This window comes from Pseudogemmobacter faecipullorum (assembly GCF_020539525.1).
Classification (GTDB): domain Bacteria; phylum Pseudomonadota; class Alphaproteobacteria; order Rhodobacterales; family Rhodobacteraceae; genus Pseudogemmobacter; species Pseudogemmobacter faecipullorum.
In genome coordinates, this window is record NZ_JACDXX010000022.1 from 22,243 (window position 1) to 44,592 (window position 22,350).

Here is a 22,350-nt window from a genome sequence, read left to right on the forward strand (position 1 = left end):
CCCCGGCGTCAGATCGCCTCTGCCACTGCCGCCGCCTGCGCCTCAGCCACTGCCAGCCCGGCCATGGCCAGAATCGCCTCGCGGCTGGCGGCCACGGCAATGAACCTGCCGTTATGGCAGAATTTCGCGCCTTTCACGCCCGAGGCCGCCTCGAGCTCGTGATCGGTCAGCCCGGCCCAGGCGGCGGGCAGATCGGCGCGCTGCTCAAACCCCTCATCGCTGAGGCGGATGCCAGTCAGCGTCCAGTCTTTGTCGCGCGGGTGAACCACGAACAGCAGATGATCGGCTTTCGCCTTCACAACGGCCGAACGGAAGGGCATGCCCTGGGGCAGTTCCAGCACCGCTGAACTTCCCGCCGCCGCAATCGCCGCCATCACCACACCATCGGCCCGCGCCCGCGCCGCCTTGCGCCGGATCGCCGCCTCAACAAAGGCCCGGGCAATGCCCAGCGCCGTGTGGAACGCCCGGTCCTCAGCCCCTTCTGATCGGTCATCGAACACCGGCTTCAGGCTTTCGAGCAGCACCGGCAGGGTCAGATCCGCCAGCGGGCCGCCGGTCTCGCCCGGATCGGTCGCGCCATTATCGGTCAGATCGACCGGCAGCACGAAGCGACGGTCAAAGCTGGCATGAATCGCGGCAATCTCAGCCTCTGGCACGCCCGAGGCCCGCAGATAATCATGGCCGAAATGCCGCCAGATCAGCCCGAAAGAGCTATAGGGCTGACCATCCTCACGCAAAGGCGCGTCTTTCTGATGATGGTCGAAAATGCCGCGCGCAGCATCATAATCGCGGCCCACATCATAGATCAGGCGATCAGCTGCCGGGGTGATGACCTTCGGATCGCGGCTGCGCAGGATCTGCGCCCCGGGATAGAGCCGGGTCAGGATGACCGAGGATAACAGCTCATCGGCATGAAAGCCGCCGGAATGGGTCACAAGGTAAGCGACTGACATAAAAACTCCTTCGGCATCCCGTCCGCGGCAAATGGATAAATCGCCAATACTGCCAAACCACCCGCCTGTCGCCAGTATTCGATGTAGAATTTTATACATTTTCGTTACGAAAACAACAAAATCGCGCAAAAACCAGGAACAGACCGGCCCCGCGCTCTGCTTTTTTATCATGGCAGACACTATGGCCGCCCCCTGTGCGCCGGTGGAGCGCTGAGCAGAATAATCTCAGTATTTTTGGGGAGTTATGGGAGATTTGGGGGAGGAAGTGCAGGTTTCTGTTGCCAGGTACCTGCGAACCCCGCCTTACGCGGCTAAGCGTAAGGGCTTAGGTTTGGTATTGAGAGCTGCTTACGCAGCCATCGCCACCGGAGCACGGTTGTCATTGGCAACTGTGATCATGGACCGATAACGGTGGTACCTCACCGAGCAAAAGCTGGCCTCTTTGAACGTCCGTCGATCCTGTTTCGGCCCCACACGCCCGCAATGCCGGGAGAAATGGTGGAGCCGCCGGGTACCGCCCCCGGGTCCGAGCCGTCTATTACAGGTGCGTTTATCGCCATAGTCCGGAGCAGGCCCCGGACAAAAAGCAATATAGGCGCGGCGGCGGGCGGGCGCAAGCGGCGGCACAGTCTGAAGTGCAGTCTGAAGTGCAGGCGGGGGGCGTCCCCCGGGCGCGGATATCGCGCGGCGGGCCTCTGCTGCGATCAGGCGGTTCGCGGGCGCGAAACCCTCTTGCCATTAACATACCATTCGGTATGTAATTCAGAAATGGATCAGCCCCCAAACCGCCCCACCACCCCTGCCCCGCGTCGCCGCCAGCCCGAACTGGTGCGGCGCAATCTGCTCGAGGCAGCCGCAGCCCTGGCGCTTGAGGGCGGGATCGGCGCGGTGACGGTGCAGGCGGTTGCGCGCCGGGCCGGGGTGACCAAGGGCGGGCTGTTTCATCATTTTGCCGATAAAGATGCGCTGATCTCTGTGCTTTTCGACGAGCTGCTCGATGCTTTCAACCAGGCGATTGAAGCCGCGCTGGCCGAGGAGCCACCAGCGGCCTGTGGCCGCTTCACCCGCGCCTATATCCGCGCCACGCTGGCGCCAGCACCCGCTGACAGCGCAGCGCTGAATGCGGTGCTGCTGCTCAGCGCCCCGGCGCGCCAGCGCTGGTCAGACTGGCTGCGGGCGGCGCTGAGCCGCCACCGCGCCACCGATCACGGCCTGCAGCTCGAGATCCTGCGCCACAGCGCCGACGGGCTCTGGCTGGCCGATCTGTGGCAGGTCGCCCCCGATCTGCGCCAGCCCGCTGAGGCGCTGCTGGCCGCTATGCTGCCCCTGACCCGTCTTCCGCCCCCTTCCTCAGACAAGGTTTTCTGATGGCCACGAACCTCATGACCTATGGCACCCTGATCCTCGCGGTCTCAATGGAGGTGCTCGGCACCTCGCTGCTGCCGCAGACCAAACAGTTTACGCGGCTGCTGCCGACCCTTGGCATGCTGCTCTGCTATGCCGGGGCGTTTTACTTCCTGTCGCATGCCCTGAAGACCCTGCCGGTGGGCATTGCCTATGCGATCTGGTCGGGCTTTGGCATTGTGCTGATCTCGGGCATTGGCTGGATCTGGCTGAAACAGGCGCTCGACCTGCCAGCGGTGATCGGCATCGGGCTGATCCTCTCGGGCGTGCTGGTGATTAACCTCTTCTCGTCGGCGACGCCGCATTAGGCACAAAGCCGCCGGGCGCTGGCAGCTGTTACATAATCGAAACGATTCACCGGCAGAACAGGGCCAGTACCTGCTAACCCCGTGACGGATGCGATGAGCGAACAGACCCCGATGGACTGGCTTGAAGCCGAACTCTCCGACAGTTTTGACGAGGATTATGAGCTTGAACTGGAAGATGCTGAACTGTCGCTGGAGATCGCGCGGATCTATAAAAAGCATCATGGCCCCAGCATGGAGCGGCGCGATTATCTGCGCGCGCTGATCCAGCTCCAGGCCGAGCTGATCCGGCTGCAATCCTGGGTGCAGCACCATAAGGAAAAGGTGGTGGTGATTTTCGAGGGCCGCGATTCTGCCGGGAAAGGCGGCGCAATCAAACGCATCACCCAGCGCCTCAATCCGCGCGTGGTGCGCACCGTCGCCCTGCCGGCGCCTTCCGACCGGGAAAAGACCCAGTGGTATTTCCAGCGCTATGTGCCGCATCTGCCGGCCGGCGGCGAGATCGTGCTCTTCGACCGCTCCTGGTACAACCGCGCCGGGGTCGAGAGGGTGATGGGATTTGCCAGCGAGGATCAGGTTGAGCAGTTCTTCCAGGATGTGCCGGAATTTGAGCGGATGCTGGTACGCTCGGGCATCAAAGTGGTGAAATACTGGTTCTCGATCACCGATGAGGAACAGCAGATGCGCTTTCTGATGCGCATCCATGATCCGATGAAGCAATGGAAGCTCTCGCCGATGGATCTGCAGAGCCGGGTGCGCTGGGAGGATTATACCAAGGCCAAGGAAGAGATGCTGGCACGCAGCAATATCGATGAGGCCCCCTGGTATATTGTCGAGGGCACCGATAAAAAGCGGGCGCGGCTCAATTGCATCGACCACCTGCTCTCGCTGTTTGACTATGAGGATATCCCCGTCGAGGAAATCCAGCTGCCCGAGCGGGTGTTCAATCCTGATTATGAGCGCGCGGTGCTGCCGCCCGAGCTCTATGTGCCGCAGAAATACTGATCCCGGCCTGACTTATCCCGGGGCGACTGATCCCCGGAGGACTGATCCCCGCCGCGGTCTGCAGGTCCGGCGCGAGCCGCGCCGGAAGCCTCCGGCGGGGATATTTCAGGACAGATGAAAATGCGGGCGCCCCGCCCCGCCTTTGCCTGCCCGGCCTGTGCCCGCCCCGGGCGGAGCCAGCGCGGCCTGTGCCAGCGCGGCAAATCTCCCGGCGAAAAGGCACAATCCGCCGCAGCGGCCCCGGCCCGTACTCGGCCCGCTTGACCCGGGGCGCGCCGCCTGCGAGGACAGCTTATGCTTTCATATCAACACGCCTTCCATGCCGGTAATCTTGCCGATGTCCAGAAACACGCCATTCTGGCCACGGTGCTCGATTATCTGACGCAAAAAGACAAACCGCTCAGCTATATCGAAACCCATGCCGGGCGCGGATTGTACCGGCTCTCGGGGCCCGAGGCGCTGAAAACCGGCGAGGCCGAACAGGGCATCGGGCGGCTGGATCAGGCCTTCCCGGAAGGCCATCCCTACCGCGAACGGCTGGACGAGACCCGCGCCATGTTCGGCGCTGACTGCTATCCCGGCTCGCCACTGATTGCCGCTCTGGGCCTGCGCGAGACCGATAGCCTGCATCTGGCCGAGCTGCATCCCCAGGAAAATGCCGCGCTGAAAGAGGCGCTTGGCGATTGGGGCGCGCATATCCGCCGCGAGGACGGGCTGGATATGGCGCTGGCCATTACGCCGCCGACACCACGGCGCGGGCTGATGCTGGTCGATCCCTCCTATGAGGTGAAAGAGGATTACGAGCGCATCCCCAAAGTCTTTGCCCAGGTGGCGCGCAAATGGAATGTCGGCATTCTGATGCTCTGGTATCCGATCCTGAAAAGCGGCGCCCATCTGCAGATGATCCGCACGCTGAAATCCCAGCATGAGGGCGCGCTCTGCCATGAGGTCACCTTCCCGCCGGCCCGTGAGGGCCACCGGATGGTGGGCAGCGGCATGTTCATCGTCAATCCGCCCTGGGGAATCGAGGATGAATGCGCCCGGCTCGATGAGCTCTTTGCCAGGCTCTGAAGGGGGAAAAGAATGGCCGTGATGACAGAGTTTCTGCAGTTCCATACGCTTGACGTCTTTACCGAGACCCCGTTTCGCGGCAATCCGCTGGCGGTGGTTTCAGGCGCGGATGGGCTGAGCCCGGCGCAGATGCAGACCATTGCCGCCGAATTCAACCTCTCGGAAACCATTTTCATCCAGAAGCCGCGTGATCCGGCGCATAGTGCCAGGGTGCGGATCTTTTTCCCGACCGCCGAGATCCCCTTTGCCGGCCATCCGACCATTGGCTGCGCCATTCATCTGGCTTCGCAGAATGAAAGCGGCGATTTCGATAAAGACATCACGCTTGAGGAAGAGGCGGGCCTGGTGCCGGTCCGGGTCATCCGTCGCGCAGGCCGGGTCAGCGCCGAATTCATTGCCCCGGTCCTGCCTTTTGCGGCCGGAGAGCTGCCGGAGCGCAGCCGCATTGCCACCGCGCTCGGCCTCGCGCCCGGGGATCTCTCCGATGCGCCGGCCGGGGTGTTTGAGGGCGGCCCGCGCTTTCTTTATGTGCCGGTAAAAGACCTCGGGGCCCTCGGCCGGGCCCGCCCCTCTGAGCCCGCCTGGTCCGGGATCATGCAGACCGCCGGGGTCGATTCCGCCTATCTCTTCACCCCGACCGGCCCGGCCGCCTTCCGCGCCCGGATGTTCAGCCCCGGCGCTGGTATCCCCGAAGATCCCGCCACCGGCTCGGCCAGCGCGATCCTGGCAGCCTGGCTGTTGCAGAACCAGCGCCTCAGCGAGGGAGAGCAGGTCTTCTCGCTGCAGCAGGGCGTGGAAATGGGCCGCCAGTCCGATCTGCGTCTGACCATCAGGGTAAGCGGCGGCGCGCTGCGCGAGATCCGCATTGCCGGTGCGGCCGTGCCGGTCAGCGAGGGGCGGATCCGCCGCCCCTGAAGCGCCCCCCCCGCCCTGGAGCGGGCAAAGGACAGCCCCCGCCGTGAGAGCGCGCTGGCGCAGGGCTTTCTCCGGCGTTATTCTGCCGCAATGATCGAAGCACTCCTGCGCCGCCTGCTGGCCCCCGCCCCTGAGAAACTCACTGTCCCCGATGCGCAGCTGGCCCTGGCCGCGCTGCTGGTCCGCATTGCCCGCACCGACGGGCTTTATGCGGTGGAAGAGGTCGAGCGTATCGACCGGGTGCTTTCGGCCACCTATGGGCTGGATGCCTTTGAGGCCGCAAAGCTGCGCGCCGGGGCCGAGACATTTGAGGCCGAGGCCCCCGATACCGTGCGCTTCACCCGGGCGCTGAAAGAAGCGACCGAACCGGAAGAGCGCGCCGGGCTGATGCAGGCGCTCTGGTCGGTGGCGCTGGCCGATGGCTCGCGCGATGCCGAGGAGGATCAGCTGCTGCGCATGGTCGCCAGCCTGCTCGGAATCACCGATGTCCAGAGCGCCGGGGCGCGTCAGCGCGCTGAGCGCAGCCTCTGATATGGCCGGGCTGATCGCATCGCTGGGCATGTATGACAGTCCGGCCAATGCGGCAGCCCTCGACCGGCTCTGGGCGCTGATCCGCGAAGCGCTTGCCGATCATGCCATTGCCGCCCCCGCCGCGCTGACGCGCGGGCCCGGGGCCTGGCTTCCGGCCTGGCAGGATCCGGCGCTTTTGCTGTCGCAAACCTGCGGCTATCCGTTGCGCACCCTGCTGCGCGGCCGGGTCACGCTGATCGGTGCCGCCGATCACGGCCTCGCCGATACCCCGCCCGGGCATTACCATTCGGTGCTGGTGGCGCGGCAGGATGATCCGCGCGAAAGCTTTGCCGAATTCAGCCACGCCCGCTTTGCCTGGAATGAGGATCTCTCACAGTCAGGCTGGGCCGCGCCCTGGCAGTTTGCCCGCGAAAACCAGGTCCGGCTGAATCCGGTTTACCGCAGCGGCGGGCACCGCGCCTCGGCGGCGGCTTTGCGCGCGGGCAAAGCCGATCTGGCGGCGCTGGATGCCGTCACCTGGGCGATGATGGGCGAAGACGGATCGGGCGATGCCCGGGGCCTGCGGGTGATCGCCTGCACCCCGCCCACCCCCGCTTTGCCCTTTATCACCGCCAGGGGCCGCGACCCTTTGCCCCTGTTTGCGGCCCTGAGTTCAGCAATTTCGGCACTAAACGCTGCGGAAAGCGCGCAGCTGCATCTTAAGGCTCTGGTCTCTCTCGGCGAGGCAGATTATTGGGCCATCCCGAACCCGCCCTCTCCCGCACAATCTGACGGCTGAGCCGGTCAGACTGCCGCGCCAGAGGGGGCGATCACGGCGAAACGAGATTGCAAAAGGGTGCAAACTGCGCCCTACTGAGAAGAAATCAGCGGTGGGTTTCCGGCATCCGGCGGCCTGACCGACTACCAGTGACAGGGGATAAAATGGGGGAAACGCATCCAGCGGAAACGCCCGTCATCAGGGTCCGCGGCCTGCATAAAAGCTATGGCCCGCTTGAGGTTCTGAAAGGGGTCGATCTGACTGCCCCGCGCGGCCATGTGATTTCGCTGATCGGATCCTCCGGCTCGGGTAAATCGACCTTGCTGCGCTGCTGCAACCTGCTGGAAGACAGCCAGGCGGGCGAGATCCAGTTTGAGGGCGAAGCCGTGCGCTGGAAGGGCGAAGGCCTGCGCCGTCACCCCTCTGACCGCGCCCAGGTGACCCGGATCCGCACCAATCTGTCGATGGTGTTCCAGCAGTTTAACCTCTGGTCGCATCTGACCATTTTGCAAAACGTCATGGAAGCGCCGGTTACGGTGATGCGCCGCGATCCGAAAGAGGTTGAGGCAAAGGCCCGCGAATATCTGGCCAAAGTCGGTATCGCCGATAAAGCCGATGCCTGGCCCGCCCAGCTCTCGGGCGGCCAGCAGCAGCGCGCCGCCATTGCCCGCGCGCTTTGCATGGAGCCGCGTGCCCTGCTGTTTGATGAGCCGACCTCGGCGCTCGATCCCGAGCTTGAGCAGGAGGTGATCCGGGTGATCCGCTCACTCGCCGAGGAGGGGCGCACCATGGTGCTGGTGACCCATGATATGAAACTGGCGGCTGACTGCTCGGATCACGTCATTTTCCTGCATCAGGGCCGCATTGAGGAAGAAGGTCCGCCCGCCGCTTTGTTCGGTCAGCCGAAATCTGAGCGGCTGCGCGGCTTCCTTTCGGCAAGCACGGCCTGAACCGATGGCCTGCGCCTCACAGATTGCCTCCGGGCTGGCCAGGCTCTGGCTGGCGGCGGCGGGCGAGCCCGCCAGCACCAGGCTGGTGATCGGCACGGAAGAAAGCTTCCCGCCCTATGTGATGCGCGATGATCAGGGCCAGCTCAGCGGCTTTGAGGTTGAGCTGATGGCAGAGATCTGCACCCGCACCGCCCGCGACTGCGAATGGCAGTCCGCCCCTTTCAGCGCGCTGATCCCCGGGGTCAGCGAGGGGCGGTTTGATGTGGTGCTCGGGGGCCTCGCCATCACGCCCGAGCGCCGCGTGATGGTGGATTTCACCATACCCTATACCTGGAGTGACGAGCAGGAATGGTTCATCGGCTATCCCGGTGCCCCTGCCCCCGCAGAGGCCAGTATCGCGGTCGAGCGTGGCACGATCCATGAGGCCTGGCTGCGCGGGGAGCGGCTTGATTACCGCAGCCTCGCCAGTGAGGCTGCGGTGCTTGAGGCGGTGCGCTCCGGCGCGACCGATCTGGCGCTTGGCCCCTTTGCCGGACGCCTGGATCTGAACCCCGGGATTGAAAGCTCCGGGCTGGATTATGTTGCCAGCGCCCTGATCCCCGATGAGGGGACCGGCATTGCCTTTTGCAAGGGCGATCACGCATTGAAGGCGGCGCTTGATCAGGCGATCACTGATATAACGGCGGACGGAACGCTCGCCGGACTGAATGCGCGCTGGTTCTGAACCAGACGTAAACCGAAACCAGATTCTACAGGGAGATTAGAATGAAGAAACTGCTGCTTGCCACCGCGCTTACCGCCCTCAGCCTTGGCGCGGCCGCGGCCGAGACCATCCGCATCGGCACGGAAGGCGCTTATGAGCCCTTCAACTTTATCAATGACGCGGGCGAGCTGGCCGGGTTCGAGATCATTCTCGGCACCGAGCTGTGCAAGCGCGCCGGGCTGGATTGCGTTTTCGTGAAAAACGACTGGGATTCGATCATCCCGAACCTGCAGTCGAGCAATTACGACGCGATCATGGCCGGCATGTCGATCACGCCCGAGCGCCTTGAGCTGATCAATTTCTCGGAAAACTACACCCAGCCGACGCCTTCGGCCTATGCCGCAATGTCGCCTGACACCCCGCTGACCGAAGGCGTGGTCTCGGCCCAGGTCGGCACCATCCAGGCCGCCTATGTCGCCGCTTCGGGCGCGCAGCTCTTGGAATTCGCCACCCCCGATGAGAGCGTGGCTGCGGTGCGCAATGGTCAGGCCCAGGCGGTGATGGCCGATAAGGACTATGTGCTTTCGGTGGTCGGCGACGGGCTGGAGATCGTCGGCGAGGATGTGCTGCTGGGCGGCGGTATCGGCATCGGCCTGCGCAAATCCGACACCGAGCTGAAAGCGAAATTCGACAAGGCGATTCAGGAAATGAAGGCCGATGGCTCGCTCAACACCCTGATCACCGAATGGTTCGGCGAAGAAGGCATCCACTTCTGAGCTGAACCGGCTTACTGCGGGGCCGTCAGCGACAGCTGACGGCCCCGTCTTTTCACCTGCTTTCCATCCTCAAAGCGCACCCGCCTGCCCATTTTCCCAGGCAGCTGCCCCGCGCCCCCGCCACAGGCTTTCCGCATGTTTGAATTCTGCGCCACGCCCAAGACGCTCGAAGGGCTGACCTGGCTGTCGTGCTACCTTACGACCGGCAAACATATGGAATTCTATTTTTCTTTCCTGACCGTGCTGGCCCTGCTGGCGATTGCCGCCCCCGCTGCCCTGGCCTTTGGCTTTGGCGGTGCGATGGCTGCGCGCTCGCTGCACCGGCCGGTGCGCTGGTTCGGCTCGGTCTATACCTCGATGGTGAGGGGCGTTCCCGATATCGTCTTTTTCCTGTTCTTCGTGATTGCACTCGATCAGGGCATCGAATGGCTGACCCATCAGGTGATCTGCCCCGACTGGTCTGAGCCGATCCGCCAGGGCAGCGAGTTCAAAGTCTGCCCCGCCGCCAAAGTGCCGCCCAACAGCGCCTCGCATCTGCTGCATCAGAGCTATGCTTTCGCCCTGGCTGTGCTGACTTTTGCCATTGTTTTCGGGGCCTTTGCCGCCAATGTGCTGAAGGGCGCCATGGATGCGGTGCCGCGCGCCCAGATCGAGACCGCCGAGGCCTATGGCATGTCGCCGCGTCAAAGCTTTCGCCGTATCCTGGTGCCGCAGATGTGGACCTATGCTTTGCCAGGCCTGTCCAATCTCTGGCTGATCCTGATCAAGGCGACGCCTTTATTGTTCCTGCTAGGCATTCAGGATGTGGTCTATTGGGCGCGCGAGCTCGGCGCGTCAAAATCGGCGCGGTTTGACTATCCCCATGCTGACTGGCGGCTTTACTATTTCCTTGGACTTCTCCTCTTCTACCTGCTGCTGACCCGGGTTTCCGAGATTTTCCTGGCGCGGCTGGCGCGTCGCTTCTCGCATGGCCAGGCCACCCGGGCCGGCGAAACCCTTCGGAAGGCCGCAGCATGACCTGTTTTGAAACGCTTCAGGCCTATGCCTTCCGCTCGCTCGGCTTTGGCGAGGCGGCTTTGCCGACCACGAATATCACCCTGTGCGATCAGCTGGTGCTGATCGGCTCGGGGATGATCTGGAACCTCTATTTCGGCCTGCTGGCCCTGACCCTTGGCTTTGGCTTTGCCATTGCCCTGGCCCTGGCCAAGGCCTCTCCCCGGGCTGTGCTGCGCAAACCGGCGGAATGGTTCATCTTTACCTTCCGTGGCTCGCCGCTGTTCATCCAGTTCTTCCTGATCTATTTCTTCATCACCTCGGTGCTGCGCGGCTCGGTCGATGTCTTTGGCCTGTTCACCCTGCAGACCGCCTGGATGGCCAATGCCTGGGCGGGTGCGGCCCTCACGCTGTTTTTCAACACCTCAGCCTATAGCGCCGAGATCTTCTATGGCGCGCTGATGGCGGTGCCGAAGGGCGATCTCGAGGCGGCCGAGGCCTATGGCATCACCGGACGCCAGCGTTTTCGCCGCATTGAATGGCCGACCATGCTGCGCCTGGCCTGGCCCTCCTATACCAATGAGGCGATCTTCCTGTTCCATGCCACCACGCTGGTGTTCTTCTCGGGCTTCCCGGTGTTCCAGCAGCGCGGCGATGCGCTTTATTATGCCAGCTATTTCGCCGGACAGACCTTTAACCCCTTCATCCCCTATCCGATTGTCGGCGGTTATTTCATTCTGCTGACCCTGCTGCTGATCTGGCTCTTTGGCCTGATGAACACCCGGCTCAACCGGCATCTGCCCTCGCATCAGAAGCGTAAAATCCGCTTGCGTCCGCAGCTGATCCGATAGTAGGCTATATTTGATCAAATTATCCGGGCACCCGCCCGGACCCGCCCGGAACACGCCGGGATCGAGAATGAACCGGGGGCGCCAAGCCCGGCGGGAGAGGCGATCAAACAAGGGAAGGACCAGAAACGTGGTCCGTACCTTGCGCATCATGTGGGCCGGCCCGGAAAGGACCGGGCAAGGCCATCACAGCGAGCGCGCGGGGACGCGTCAACGTTTGCTGCATTATATCATGATGATGAAGGACTGGCTCAGAAAACACCCCGAAGTGCGCACCATCCGGGTCGCCGCGGCTGACCTCAATGGTCAGGCAAGGGGTAAGCGCGTTCCGGCGCGCTTTGCCGATAAAGTGGTCAAGGACGGCACGCGTTTCCCGTTCTCGGTGCTCAATCTCGACATCTGGGGCGAGGATATCGACGACAGCCCGCTGGTGTTTGAGGAAGGCGACCAGGACGGCACTCTGCGTCCGACTGAACGGGGCTTCATGCCGATGCCCTGGCTGGAATCGCCCTCGGCTTTGCTGCCGATCTGGATGTTTCGCGAAAACGGCCAGCCCTATGAGGGCGATCCGCGCCATGCTCTGCGCGCCGTGGTCGAGCGCTATAAGGCGCGTGGCCTGACCCCGGTCTGCGCCATCGAGCTGGAATTTTTCCTGATCGACGACAGCGGCAAGACCATGCAGGTTCCCGCCAGCCCGCGTTCGGGCAAGCGCCGCAAAGCGGCCGAGACGCTGTCGATCCGGGCGCTGGATGCTTTCGACACTTTCTTCACCGATCTCTATGATGCCTGCGAGGCGATGGATATCCCGGCGGATACCACCACCTCAGAGACCGGGCTCGGCCAGTTTGAGGTCAATCTGATGCATTGCGACGACGCGCTTCGCGCTGCCGATGATGCCTGGCTCTTTAAGATGCTGGTCAAGGGGCTGGCCCGCCGGCATGGCTTTGCCGCCTCTTTCATGGCCAAGCCCTATGCCGATTATTCGGGTTCGGGTCTGCATACCCATTTCTCGGTGCTCGATGAAAAGGGCGATAATATCTTTGACTCGGGCGGGCCGAAGGGCACGGCGACCTTGCGCCATGCCGTGGCAGGCTGCCTCGATGCGATGCATGATTCCACTTTGCTGTTTGCGCCGCATCTCAACAGCTATGAGCGCCTGGTGCCCGATGCCCATGCCCCGACCTCGATCTGCTGGGGCTATGAGAACCGCACTGCCGCCCTGCGCATCCCGGCCGGTAATCCGGCGGCGCGCCGGATCGAGCACCGCGTCGCCGGTGGTGATGTGAACCCCTATCTGATGCTGGCCGCCATCCTTGGCGCCGCGCTTTCGGGGATCGAGGATCAGGAGGAGCCGCCGGCCCCGGTGACCGGCAATTCCTATGCGCTCGAGCTGCCGCAGATCCCGACCACCTGGGAAAGCGCGATTGCCGCATTTGAGAATTCGCCGCGCGTGGCGCGCTTCCTGCCGCGTGAGCTGATGCGCAACTTTGTCCAGACCAAGCGTCAGGAGCTGCATTACATCAACCAGCTGTCGCCGGAAGAGCAGCTGATCATCTATCTCGACACGGTATAACCGCCCTTCCCCGGCCCCCCCTTGACCCGGGGCGGGGCCGGGAACACTTTAGCACTGCGCATCCTTTGCCGCCGTCGCGGCGAAACAGACTGAGGTAGATTCTTCCATGCTGATCGGCATCCTGCAGACCGGAGCTTCGCCCGACGCCCTGAAGGCGGATCTGGGTGATTACCCCGATTTCTTCGAACGTCTGCTGGCGGATCGCGGCCTCGAGTTCCGGCGCTACTGCGTGATGGATATGGAGTTTCCCTCCAGCGTCACCGAATGCGATGGCTGGCTGATCACCGGCTCGCGCTTTGGCGCCTATGAGGATCACCCCTTCATCGCGCCGCTCGAACAGTTCATCCGCGACGCCTATGCCGGGCATGTGCCGGTGGTCGGCATCTGCTTTGGCCATCAGATCATCGCCCAGGCCATGGGCGGCAAGGTTGAGAAATATCAGGGCGGCTGGTCGGTTGGCCCGACCGAATATGACTTCCAGGGCGAGAAAGTGGTGCTGAACGCCTGGCATCAGGATCAGGTGGTGCAAAAGCCCGAAATGGCCGAGGTTGTGGCCTCGACCGGGTTCTGCGGTAATGCCGCCCTGCTCTATGATGACCGGATGTTCACCGTGCAGCCGCATCCCGAATTCAGACGCGAATTCATGGAGGGGCTGATCAAATTCCGCGGCCCCGGCCTTGTGCCCCAGGAAATTCTCGAGGCAGCCACCGACCGGCTCGACACCCCGCTCGGCACCACAACTATGGCCGGGCGCATCGCCCGTTTCTTTCACGATCACCAAACCAGGGCCGAGAAGCTCCGCGCCTGAGACAGGCGGCGCGGGGGCCAGCCCCAAACAAAGTGTGACCCATGTCCCGTTGGACTGACAAACTGCCGGAAGCGGCAAAGGAATATATCGGCAACCGCCGCGTTGATGAGGTTGAATGCGTGATCGGCGACATTGCCGGTGTGGCCCGGGGCAAAGCCATGCCCGCCGCGAAATTCGCCAAACAAACCAATTACTTCCTGCCGAATTCGATCTTCCTGCAAACCATTACCGGCGAATGGGCCGACAGCCCGTTCGATGCTTTCACCGAGCCCGATATGATCCTTGAGCCGGACTGGTCGACCGCGACCGCCGCCCCCTGGACCGCCGATATCACCCTGCAGGTGATCCATGATGCCAAGGACCAGGAGGGCAATTATGTGCCCTTTGCGCCGCGCAATGTGCTGCGCCGTATCATTGGCCTCTATGCCGAGCGTGGCCTGACCCCGGTGGTGGCGCCCGAGATGGAATTCTTCCTGACCGCGCGCAATCTCGACCCCAATCAGCCGGTGATCCCGCCGATGGGCCGCACCGGACGCCGCGCCGCCGGCAAACAGGCCTATTCACTCTCGGCCATTGATGAATATGGCAGGGTGATCGACGATATCTATGATTTCGCCGAGGCCCAGGGGCTGGAGATTGACGGCATTTTGCAGGAGGGCGGCGCAGGTCAGATCGAGCTGAACCTCGCGCATGGCGATCCGCTGCGGCTTGCCGATGAGGTGTTCTTCTTCAAGCGCCTGATCCGCGAGGCGGCTTTGCGCCATGACTGCTTTGCCACTTTCATGGCCAAGCCGATCGCCGATGAGCCTGGCTCTGCCATGCATATCCACACCTCGATTGTCGACAGCAAAACCGGCAAGAATATCTTCGCGGGACCGAAGGGCGTCGAGACCGAGGCCTTTAACCACTATATCGCCGGAATGCAGAACCATATGGGGGCAGCCATCGCGCTGATCGCCCCCTATGTGAACAGCTACCGCCGCTATGTGCCGGATTTTGCCGCGCCGATTAACCTCGAATGGGGCCGCGACAACCGCACCACCGGGCTGCGGGTGCCGATCTCGGCCCCGGCGGCGCGCCGGATTGAGAACCGCCTGCCGGGCATGGACTGCAACCCCTATCTGGGCATTGCCGCCACCCTGGCCTGCGGCTTGCTCGGCCTGATCGAGAAAAAGCCGGCACGCCCGGAATTCAGCGGCTCGGCCTATATCGATTCTGATGAGATCCCGGTGAGCCTCGGCGAGGCGCTGGATCTGCTTGATGAGGATGAAGCGCTGAAAGAGATCATGGGGGTCGATTTCATTCGCTGCTATGATTCGGTAAAGCGTAACGAATACAAAGAGTTCCTGCAGGTCATCAGCCCCTGGGAGCGTGAGCATCTGCTCCTGAACGTCTGATGGCTGTGAACCTTCTGCATGCAAATGACCGGCTGGGGGAATATCCCTCCAGCTGGTACGCGGCCACGCGCGTCGCCCTCGCCCCCTTCCCCCGGGCCGAGGGCGAGATAAGCGCCGATATCTGTGTGATCGGTGGCGGCTATACCGGCCTCTCGACCGCGCTGCATCTGGCCGAGGCCGGGATGTCGGTGGTGCTGCTTGAGGCGCATCGCATCGGTTTTGGCGCCTCGGGCCGCAATGGCGGCCAGGTCGGCTCGGGCCAGCGCCAGGATCAGGACTGGATCGAAAAAACCGCCGGGCGCGAGACCGCCCGCGCGCTTTGGGACATGGCCGAGGCCGCCAAGGCCATGGTGCGCCAGCGCATTGATCAGCATCAGATGCCGGGCGTCAGCTGGCAGCCTGGCATTGCGCATGGCTGCTGGCATGCCGCTGAGGTGGATCACGCCCGCCAGAATGCCGAAAAACTGGCGCGCGACTATGGCTATGAGCAGATCACCCCGCTCGATCAGGCCGGGATCCGTGGTCTGATCGGCTCGCAGGTCTTCAAAGGCGGCGATATTGACCGCGGCGCCGGGCATATCCATCCGCTGAACTTCGCCATCGGCCTGGCCAAAGCCGCCAGCGCGGCCGGGGCGCAGATCTTCGAACAAAGCGAGGTGCTGGCGATGACGCCGGGGGCCGAGCCGCTGGTCGAGACGGAGCATGCGCGGATCCGCTGCAAACAGCTGGTGCTGGCGACCAATGGTTATACCGGCAGACTGAACCGCAGGGTCTCGGCCCGGGTGATGCCGATCAATAATTTCATCATCGCCACCGAACCCTTAGGTGCGCGCGCGCGCGAGGTTCTGGCCGAGCCGATCGCCGCGCATGATACCAAATTCATCGTCAATTACTGGCGGCTTTCCGAGGATAACCGGCTGCTGTTCGGCGGGGCGGAAAGCTATGGCTACCGCTTCCCCGAAATTGCGGCGCTGGTGCGCAAGCCGATGCTTGAGATCTATCCGCAGCTGAAAGATATCCGCATCGATTACGCCTGGGGCGGCACGCTGGCGATCACGGTGAACCGTATGCCGGGCTTCCTGCGCCCCGGTCAGAATGTCATCTCGGCCTCGGCCTGTTCGGGCCATGGCGTGGCGCTTTCGACCATGGCGGGCAAGCTGGTCGCCGATGCGATCCGGGGCGAGCCCGAGGGCTTTGATCTGCTGGCCGATCTGCCCGCCCGCGATTTCCCGGGCGGTGATTCCCTGCGCTGGCCTTTGCTGGTTGCAGCCATGCTCTGGTATCGCAGCCGCGACCGGCTGGGGCTCTAAGGCGCGGGGGGCCAGCCCCCGCCGCCGCCGGGATTTTGGATGAAGGGCAAGGGACAAAAGCGCGCGGGCTCTCCCTTGCCCCACGCAGATATTCGGGTCGGGCCTGCCAGGCTTCGGGCGGGCAGGCCCGCGCCCCGGGCCTGCAGCTGCGGAATGCGACTCGACACTGCCGGCAGAGCGCTCATACTGGCCCCATGTCCCTGCCGCCTGGTTTTCTTGATGAGCTGCGCACCCGCGTCTCGCTTTCCGCCATTATTGGCCGGAAAGTCACCTGGGATCTGCGCAAGTCCAATATGGCCAAGGGCGACTGGTGGTCGCCCTGCCCCTTCCATCAGGAAAAATCCGCCAGCTTCCATGTCGATGACCGCAAGGGCTTTTACTATTGCTTCGGCTGCCAGGCCAAAGGCGATGTGCTGACCTTTCTGAAGGAAAGCGAGAATATCGGCTTTATGGAGGCGGTGGCTTTGCTGGCCCAGGAGGCCGGCATGCAGATGCCCGAGCGCGATGCCCGTGCCGCCGAGAAGGCCGACCGGCGCAGCCAGCTGGCTGAGGTGATGGAAGAGGGCTTTAAATGGTTCCGGCTGCAGCTGAAAACCGCGCCCGCCGCCGCAGCGCGCGCCTATCTGGCCCGGCGCGGCCTCCCGGAAGAGGCCCAGGCCCGCTGGGAGATCGGTTTCGCGCCTGACAATCGCCAGGCGCTGTTTCAGGCGCTGAGCCAGAAAGGCATTGCCCCCGAGCTGATCATCGCTTCGGGCCTTTGTGCAAAGCCCGAGGATGGCGGCGCGCCCTATGACCGTTTCCGCGACCGTATCATCTTCCCGATCCGCGATGGCCGGGGCCGCGCGATGTCGCTGGGCGGGCGTGCCATGGCCGCCGATGCACGGGCCAAATATCTGAACGGCCCCGAGACCGAGCTGTTTGATAAGGGCCGCAATCTCTACAATCTCGCCCGGGCCCGCGAGGCTTCGGGCAAAGGCGCGAGCGTGATCCTGGCCGAGGGCTATATGGATGTGATCGCGCTTTCAGAAGCGGGCTTCACCGGCGCGGTGGCACCGCTTGGCACGGCGGTGACCGAGGATCAGCTGCGGCTTTTGTGGCGCATCGCCGATGAGCCGGTGGTGGCGCTCGACGGCGACAAGGCCGGTCTGCGCGCCGCTTTGCGGGTGATCGATCTCGCGCTGCCGCTGCTTGAGGCCGGCAAGGCGCTGCGCTTTGCCCTGATGCCCGAGGGCGAGGATCCCGATGATCTGATCAGAGCGAAAGGCGCCGCGGCCATGCAGGAGGTGCTGGACGGCGCCCAGCCCATGGTGCGCCTGCTCTGGACCCGTGAGACCGAGGGCAAGGTCTTTGACAGCCCCGAGCGCAAGGCGGCCCTCGACAAGGCGCTGCGCGCGCATCTGAAGCGCATCACCGACCCCTCGATCCGCAGCCATTACGGCGAGGATATCAAAGAGCTGCGCTGGGAGCTGTTTCGCACCGGCCGCAAACCGCAGCGCCGCGCCGATGGCGGCAGTTTCACCCCCGGACGGCGTACCGGCGGCGGCTTCAGCGGCCGCAGCGCTTTGGCGCTTAAATATGGCGACCCCTCTGCGCCGCCCTCGGCCTCGCTGAAAAACTCGGCGCTCGGCCAGGCCGAGGAGGTGAATGCGGTGGGCGACGGGCTGCGCGAGGCGCTGATCCTTGCCACTTTGCTGCGCTTCCCGGCGCTGGTGGCAAAATTTGAGCTGGGGCTGGAGCGGATTGAGTTTCACCACGGCGATCATGAACGGCTGCGCAACCTCTTGCTGACCCATTACCATGAGGCCGATCCGGCGGCGCTGATCGCCGCAGACAGCCCCGATGCCCTTGACCGGCTGCGCGCCAACCCCCATCTCCGGGTTACGCCGGCCCTGCAACCGCGCGCTGATGAGGAATTCGCCGCCGCCTGTGTGGAAGAAGCGCTCGCCTGGCTTCAGGCTGACCGCGCGCACCGGATTGAACTCTCGGAAGCGGTTGAGGATCTGGAACATCTGGCTGATGAAGGGCTGACCTGGCGCCTGTCCCGAGCAGCCCAGGCCCGACATGATGCAAAGAAAGGTCCCCAGGAGCAGAAAGCAGAATCAGTGATCGCCCCCAATGGGGTTGAACTGGACCGTGAGGAGCTGAACAGACAGAGAAAACTGTTCGATTCCATTGATTTTAGCCGGGGCGGCAAGCCCCGACCTGAGTAATTGGGCGATTCGCTCTTTCCCCCCCTGTGATTCGCGTTATTGATTCGTTATCACCACGTGATTCGCCCACATCCCCGCAGGAGCATCCATGGCCCCCAAGGAAAATGACGACGTTAAGCCAGAAGGCGAAGAGGCCGACATCTCGCTCGATATGAGCCAGGCCGCCGTCAAAAAGATGATCACTGACGCGCGTGAGCGTGGTTACATCACGATGGAACAGCTTAATGCCGTCATGCCGCCCGATCAGGTATCGGGTGATCAGATCGAAGATGTCATGTCGATGCTCTCGGAAATGGGCATCAATGTGATTGAGGATGAAGAGGGCGAGGAAGCCGAGGATTCGACCGGCGCGGGCGAGCTGGTGGAAACCGGCGGCGGCTCGGGCTCGCGCGAACTCGCGGTCTCCGGCACCACCACCGAGACCCTCGACCGCACCGATGATCCGGTCAGGATGTATCTGCGCGAAATGGGCTCGGTTGAGCTTTTGTCGCGCGAGGGCGAGATCGCCATCGCCAAGCGTATTGAGGCTGGCCGCAATACGATGATCGCCGGCCTGTGCGAAAGCCCGCTGACCTTCCAGGCCATCACCATCTGGCGCGACGAACTGCTGTCGGAAGACATTCTGCTGCGCGATGTGATCGACCTTGAGGCCACCTTCGGCCGCAATCTCGAAGGCGATGAAGAGCTGGAAGGCGCGCCGCTGGATGAGCTGGGCGTGGTTGCCCCCGGTGGCGCCCCGGCGGCACGGCGCTCGCCCAATGAGCCCGAGCTTGATGCCGATGGCAATCCGATCCTCGGCGAGCGTGATGATGACGAGGATGACGACGCCTCGAATATGTCGCTCGCCGCGATGGAGGCCACTTTGCGCCCGAAAGTGCTCGAGATCCTCGAGCGCATCGCCGAGAATTACGACCAGCTGTCGGAAATGCAGCAGACCCGGATGGAAGCGACGATCTCTTCCTCCAGCCGCTTCACCACCACCGAGGAAGCCGCCTATCAGAAGCTGCGCGGCGAGATGGTGCTGCTGGTCAACGAGCTGCATCTCAACAACAGCCGGATCGAGGCGCTGATCGATCAGCTCTATGGCATCAACAAGCGCATCATGTCGATCAATTCGGGCATGGTGAAGCTGGCCGATATCGCGCGGATCAACCGTCAGGAATTCATTGCCGAATACCAGGGCTATGAGCTTGACCCCTCCTGGGTTGACCGTATGGCTGCGAAAGCGGCGCGGGGCTGGCAGAGCCTGATGGAGAAGAACCGCGACAAGGTCGAGGAGCTGCGCGCCGAAATGGCCCAGGTCGGCCAGTATATCGGTGTCGATATCTCAGAATTCCGCCGCATCGTGAACCAGGTGCAGAAGGGCGAGAAAGAAGCCCGTCAGGCCAAGAAAGAAATGGTCGAGGCCAACCTGCGCCTCGTGATCTCGATCGCCAAGAAATACACCAACCGTGGTCTGCAGTTCCTCGATCTTATCCAGGAGGGCAATATCGGTCTGATGAAAGCCGTCGATAAGTTTGAATATCGCCGCGGCTATAAATTCTCGACCTATGCCACCTGGTGGATCCGTCAGGCCATCACCCGCTCGATCGCCGATCAGGCCCGCACCATCCGTATCCCGGTGCATATGATCGAAACCATCAATAAGCTGGTGCGCACCGGCCGGCAGATGCTGCATGAGATCGGCCGCGAACCGACCCCGGAAGAGCTGGCCGAAAAGCTGCAGATGCCGCTCGAGAAGGTTCGTAAGGTGATGAAAATCGCCAAGGAGCCGATCTCGCTCGAAACCCCGATCGGGGATGAGGAAGACAGCCAGCTCGGCGACTTCATCGAGGATAAGAATGCGGTCCTGCCGCTCGATTCCGCGATCCAGGAGAATCTGAAAGAGACGACGACCCGCGTCCTCGCCTCGCTGACCCCGCGTGAGGAACGTGTGCTGCGGATGCGCTTCGGCATCGGCATGAACACCGACCACACCCTGGAAGAGGTCGGCCAGCAGTTCAGCGTGACCCGCGAACGGATCCGTCAGATCGAAGCCAAGGCTTTGCGCAAGCTCAAGCACCCCTCGCGCTCGCGCAAGCTGCGCAGCTTCCTCGACCAGTGATCTGAAAAAGGGCCCCGCGTGCGGGGCCCTTTGCTTTTGCACTCCTGCTGACTGCCCCGCCCTGCCCCCTCTGGCCCCGGGCCTCCGGCGCGCCTCAGCGACGCCCACTGCTGCCTTTCAGGGCTTTGGCAGATAGGGAATCGCCCCGGCGAGGTCACTGTCATCAATCACCCGGAAATGGCTTTGCGACCCCGCCTTGCGCGCCGCGCCATAGGGCGCATATTCCGGGTCACTGGCAAAGGCATGGGCGGCAGCGCGATCGGGGAACTCTATCAGCGCGATCAGCGTCTCATCGGTTTTATCCCCTTCCAAAGTCTCGATATTGCCGCTGCGCGACAGATAGCGGCCACCATGTTTCGCGGCGATCTCATGCACGCGGGCGGCATAATCCGGCACCCAGGCCGGATCGATGACTTTCACAACGGCGATCAGAAATGCGCTCATTTTTCTCTCTCCCTGTCAGGGCGCAGCCAGCAGACAGCGGCAGGACCCGGGCCAGAATGCCAAAAGCTGCGGGCTCTGTCCTTGCCTCTTTTGGCCAGGAAATCCCCCTGCCCTGCCGGAAAGGCGCGCCGGAAAGAAAAGGGCCGCCCCCAGCCGGGGCGCGGCCCTCTGCCTCGCGCGCTGAGCCGGTCTCAGCCCCGGTTGGCGCGGTTTTCGATCAGGTCTTCGACGACTGAGGGGTCCGCCAGGGTTGAGGTATCGCCAAGCGCGGCGAAATCATTCTCGGCGATCTTGCGCAGGATGCGGCGCATGATCTTGCCCGAGCGGGTTTTCGGCAGGCCGGGGGCGAACTGGATCAGATCGGGTTTGGCGATCGGGCCGATCTCCTGGCGCACGAAAGCCTCAAGCTCGCGCTTCAGCGCCTCCGAGGGCTCCACCCCGTTCATCAGCGTCACATAGGCATAGATGCCCTGACCCTTCACCTCATGCGGATAGCCGACCACCGCCGCTTCGGCGACTTTCTCATGCGCCACCAGCGCCGATTCCACCTCGGCCGTGCCCATGCGGTGGCCCGAGACATTGATCACATCATCGACCCGGCCGGTGATCCAGTAATAGCCGTCAGCGTCGCGGCGGCAGCCGTCGCCGGTGAAATAATAGCCCTTATACTGGCTGAAATAGGCCTCCTCAAAGCGGGCGTGATCGCCCCAGAGCGTGCGCATCTGGCCGGGCCAGCTGTCTTTGATACACAGCACGCCCTCGGCCTCGACCGCTTCCTGCAGCTCGGCCGTCTGTGCATCGAGCACCACCGGCTGCACGCCAAAGAACGGCACAGTGGCCGAGCCCGGCTTGGTGGCGACCGCGCCTGGCAAAGGCGTCAGCATATGGCCGCCGGTCTCGGTCTGCCAGAAAGTGTCGACGATCGGCAGTTGCCCTTTTCCAACATTTTTATGGTACCAGGACCAGGCTTCGGGGTTGATAGGTTCACCAACCGTACCAAGCAGCTTCAGGCTGCTCAGATCGTGTTTCTCAACCCATTCTGCGCCCAGCCCCATCAGCGAGCGGATCGCGGTCGGCGCGGTATAGAACTGATTAACCTTATGTTTGGCGCAGACCTGCCAGAACCGCCCGGCATCGGGCCAGGTCGGCACGCCCTCAAACATCAGAGTGGTGCCGCCATTCGCCAGCGGGCCATAGACGATATAGCTGTGACCGGTGACCCAGCCGACATCGGCGGTGCACCAATAGACATCGCCATCATGATAATCGAAAGTATATTGATGCGTCATCGCC

At 63.1% G+C, this 22,350-nt stretch carries 21 protein-coding genes and 1 other RNA gene; 18 read left to right on the forward strand and 4 right to left on the reverse strand.

Going from position 1 to position 22,350, the window contains the following annotated elements; genetic code table 11:
* Window positions 1–8: 8 nt before the first annotated feature.
* Both H0485_RS18085 and ssrA read right to left on the reverse strand, forming a co-directional pair.
* A complete protein-coding gene (locus H0485_RS18085) occupies window positions 9–953 on the reverse strand; it encodes an MYG1 family protein (protein WP_226937327.1) in 945 nt (314 codons plus the stop codon).
* A gap of 264 nt (window positions 954–1,217) precedes the next feature.
* Window positions 1,218–1,574, reverse strand: a transfer-messenger RNA (tmRNA) gene (gene ssrA / locus H0485_RS18090).
* Between the two features lie 147 nt (window positions 1,575–1,721).
* Between ssrA and H0485_RS18095 the strand changes: the two genes are divergently transcribed.
* From H0485_RS18095 to rpoD, 18 genes are all read left to right on the forward strand, one after another.
* Window positions 1,722–2,321 (forward strand): TetR/AcrR family transcriptional regulator, encoded by a 600-nt coding sequence (locus H0485_RS18095; protein WP_226937328.1) that lies wholly within the window; start codon window positions 1,722–1,724, stop codon window positions 2,319–2,321.
* Between the two features lie 14 nt (window positions 2,322–2,335).
* Complete coding sequence (locus H0485_RS18100) at window positions 2,336–2,665, forward strand: SMR family transporter (RefSeq protein WP_226937347.1); 330 nt, start codon at window positions 2,336–2,338, stop codon at window positions 2,663–2,665.
* Window positions 2,666–2,758: 93 nt separating this feature from the next.
* Window positions 2,759–3,667 (forward strand): polyphosphate kinase 2, encoded by a 909-nt coding sequence (gene ppk2 / locus H0485_RS18105; RefSeq protein ID WP_226937329.1) that lies wholly within the window; start codon window positions 2,759–2,761, stop codon window positions 3,665–3,667.
* A gap of 294 nt (window positions 3,668–3,961) precedes the next feature.
* A complete protein-coding gene (locus H0485_RS18110; RefSeq protein ID WP_226937330.1) occupies window positions 3,962–4,738 on the forward strand; it encodes a 23S rRNA (adenine(2030)-N(6))-methyltransferase RlmJ in 777 nt (258 codons plus the stop codon).
* Between the two features lie 12 nt (window positions 4,739–4,750).
* Complete coding sequence (locus H0485_RS18115) at window positions 4,751–5,653, forward strand: PhzF family phenazine biosynthesis protein (protein ID WP_226937331.1); 903 nt, start codon at window positions 4,751–4,753, stop codon at window positions 5,651–5,653.
* A gap of 90 nt (window positions 5,654–5,743) precedes the next feature.
* The gene (locus tag H0485_RS18120) at window positions 5,744–6,184 is read left to right on the forward strand and encodes a tellurite resistance TerB family protein (protein WP_226937332.1); all 441 of its coding nucleotides are present in this window, start codon (window positions 5,744–5,746) and stop codon (window positions 6,182–6,184) included.
* Window positions 6,138–6,962, forward strand: coding sequence for a phosphate/phosphite/phosphonate ABC transporter substrate-binding protein (locus H0485_RS18125; RefSeq protein ID WP_226937333.1), 825 nt, complete (start codon window positions 6,138–6,140; stop codon window positions 6,960–6,962). Before H0485_RS18120 ends, H0485_RS18125 begins: the two co-directional genes overlap by 47 nt.
* Before the next feature lie 143 nt (window positions 6,963–7,105).
* The gene (locus tag H0485_RS18130; RefSeq protein WP_226937334.1) at window positions 7,106–7,891 is read left to right on the forward strand and encodes an ABC transporter ATP-binding protein; all 786 of its coding nucleotides are present in this window, start codon (window positions 7,106–7,108) and stop codon (window positions 7,889–7,891) included.
* A gap of 4 nt (window positions 7,892–7,895) precedes the next feature.
* Window positions 7,896–8,615 carry an ABC transporter substrate-binding protein gene (locus H0485_RS18135; protein WP_226937335.1) on the forward strand — a complete coding sequence of 240 codons (720 nt, stop codon included), beginning with the start codon at window positions 7,896–7,898 and terminating at the stop codon, window positions 8,613–8,615.
* 41 nt (window positions 8,616–8,656) lie between these two features.
* Window positions 8,657–9,370, forward strand: coding sequence for a transporter substrate-binding domain-containing protein (locus H0485_RS18140; RefSeq protein WP_226937336.1), 714 nt, complete (start codon window positions 8,657–8,659; stop codon window positions 9,368–9,370).
* 135 nt (window positions 9,371–9,505) lie between these two features.
* Window positions 9,506–10,387, forward strand: coding sequence for an ABC transporter permease (locus H0485_RS18145; RefSeq protein WP_226937337.1), 882 nt, complete (start codon window positions 9,506–9,508; stop codon window positions 10,385–10,387).
* Window positions 10,384–11,214, forward strand: coding sequence for an ABC transporter permease (locus H0485_RS18150; protein ID WP_226937338.1), 831 nt, complete (start codon window positions 10,384–10,386; stop codon window positions 11,212–11,214). Before H0485_RS18145 ends, H0485_RS18150 begins: the two co-directional genes overlap by 4 nt.
* Before the next feature lie 235 nt (window positions 11,215–11,449).
* A complete protein-coding gene (locus H0485_RS18155; RefSeq protein ID WP_226937348.1) occupies window positions 11,450–12,784 on the forward strand; it encodes a glutamine synthetase family protein in 1,335 nt (444 codons plus the stop codon).
* Between the two features lie 106 nt (window positions 12,785–12,890).
* Window positions 12,891–13,592 carry a type 1 glutamine amidotransferase gene (locus tag H0485_RS18160; RefSeq protein ID WP_226937339.1) on the forward strand — a complete coding sequence of 234 codons (702 nt, stop codon included), beginning with the start codon at window positions 12,891–12,893 and terminating at the stop codon, window positions 13,590–13,592.
* Window positions 13,593–13,633: 41 nt separating this feature from the next.
* Window positions 13,634–14,989, forward strand: coding sequence for a glutamine synthetase family protein (locus H0485_RS18165; protein ID WP_226937340.1), 1,356 nt, complete (start codon window positions 13,634–13,636; stop codon window positions 14,987–14,989).
* Window positions 14,990–14,994: 5 nt separating this feature from the next.
* On the forward strand, window positions 14,995–16,299 hold the full coding sequence (locus H0485_RS18170) for an NAD(P)/FAD-dependent oxidoreductase (protein ID WP_226937349.1): 1,305 nt from the start codon (window positions 14,995–14,997) through the stop codon (window positions 16,297–16,299).
* Between the two features lie 194 nt (window positions 16,300–16,493).
* A complete protein-coding gene (dnaG, locus tag H0485_RS18175; protein ID WP_226937341.1) occupies window positions 16,494–18,509 on the forward strand; it encodes a DNA primase in 2,016 nt (671 codons plus the stop codon).
* Between the two features lie 88 nt (window positions 18,510–18,597).
* Window positions 18,598–20,613: an RNA polymerase sigma factor RpoD gene (gene rpoD / locus H0485_RS18180; protein WP_226937342.1), complete on the forward strand. Its 2,016-nt coding sequence runs from the start codon at window positions 18,598–18,600 to the stop codon at window positions 20,611–20,613.
* A 117-nt stretch (window positions 20,614–20,730) separates the two neighbouring features.
* On the opposite strand, the gene H0485_RS18185 is transcribed toward rpoD, so the two are convergent.
* Window positions 20,731–21,057 (reverse strand): DUF1330 domain-containing protein, encoded by a 327-nt coding sequence (locus H0485_RS18185; RefSeq protein WP_226937343.1) that lies wholly within the window; start codon window positions 21,055–21,057, stop codon window positions 20,731–20,733.
* Between the two features lie 191 nt (window positions 21,058–21,248).
* Window positions 21,249–22,350 (reverse strand): AMP-binding protein (locus H0485_RS18190; protein ID WP_226937344.1); only part of this gene is annotated, 1,102 nt, incomplete at its 5' end.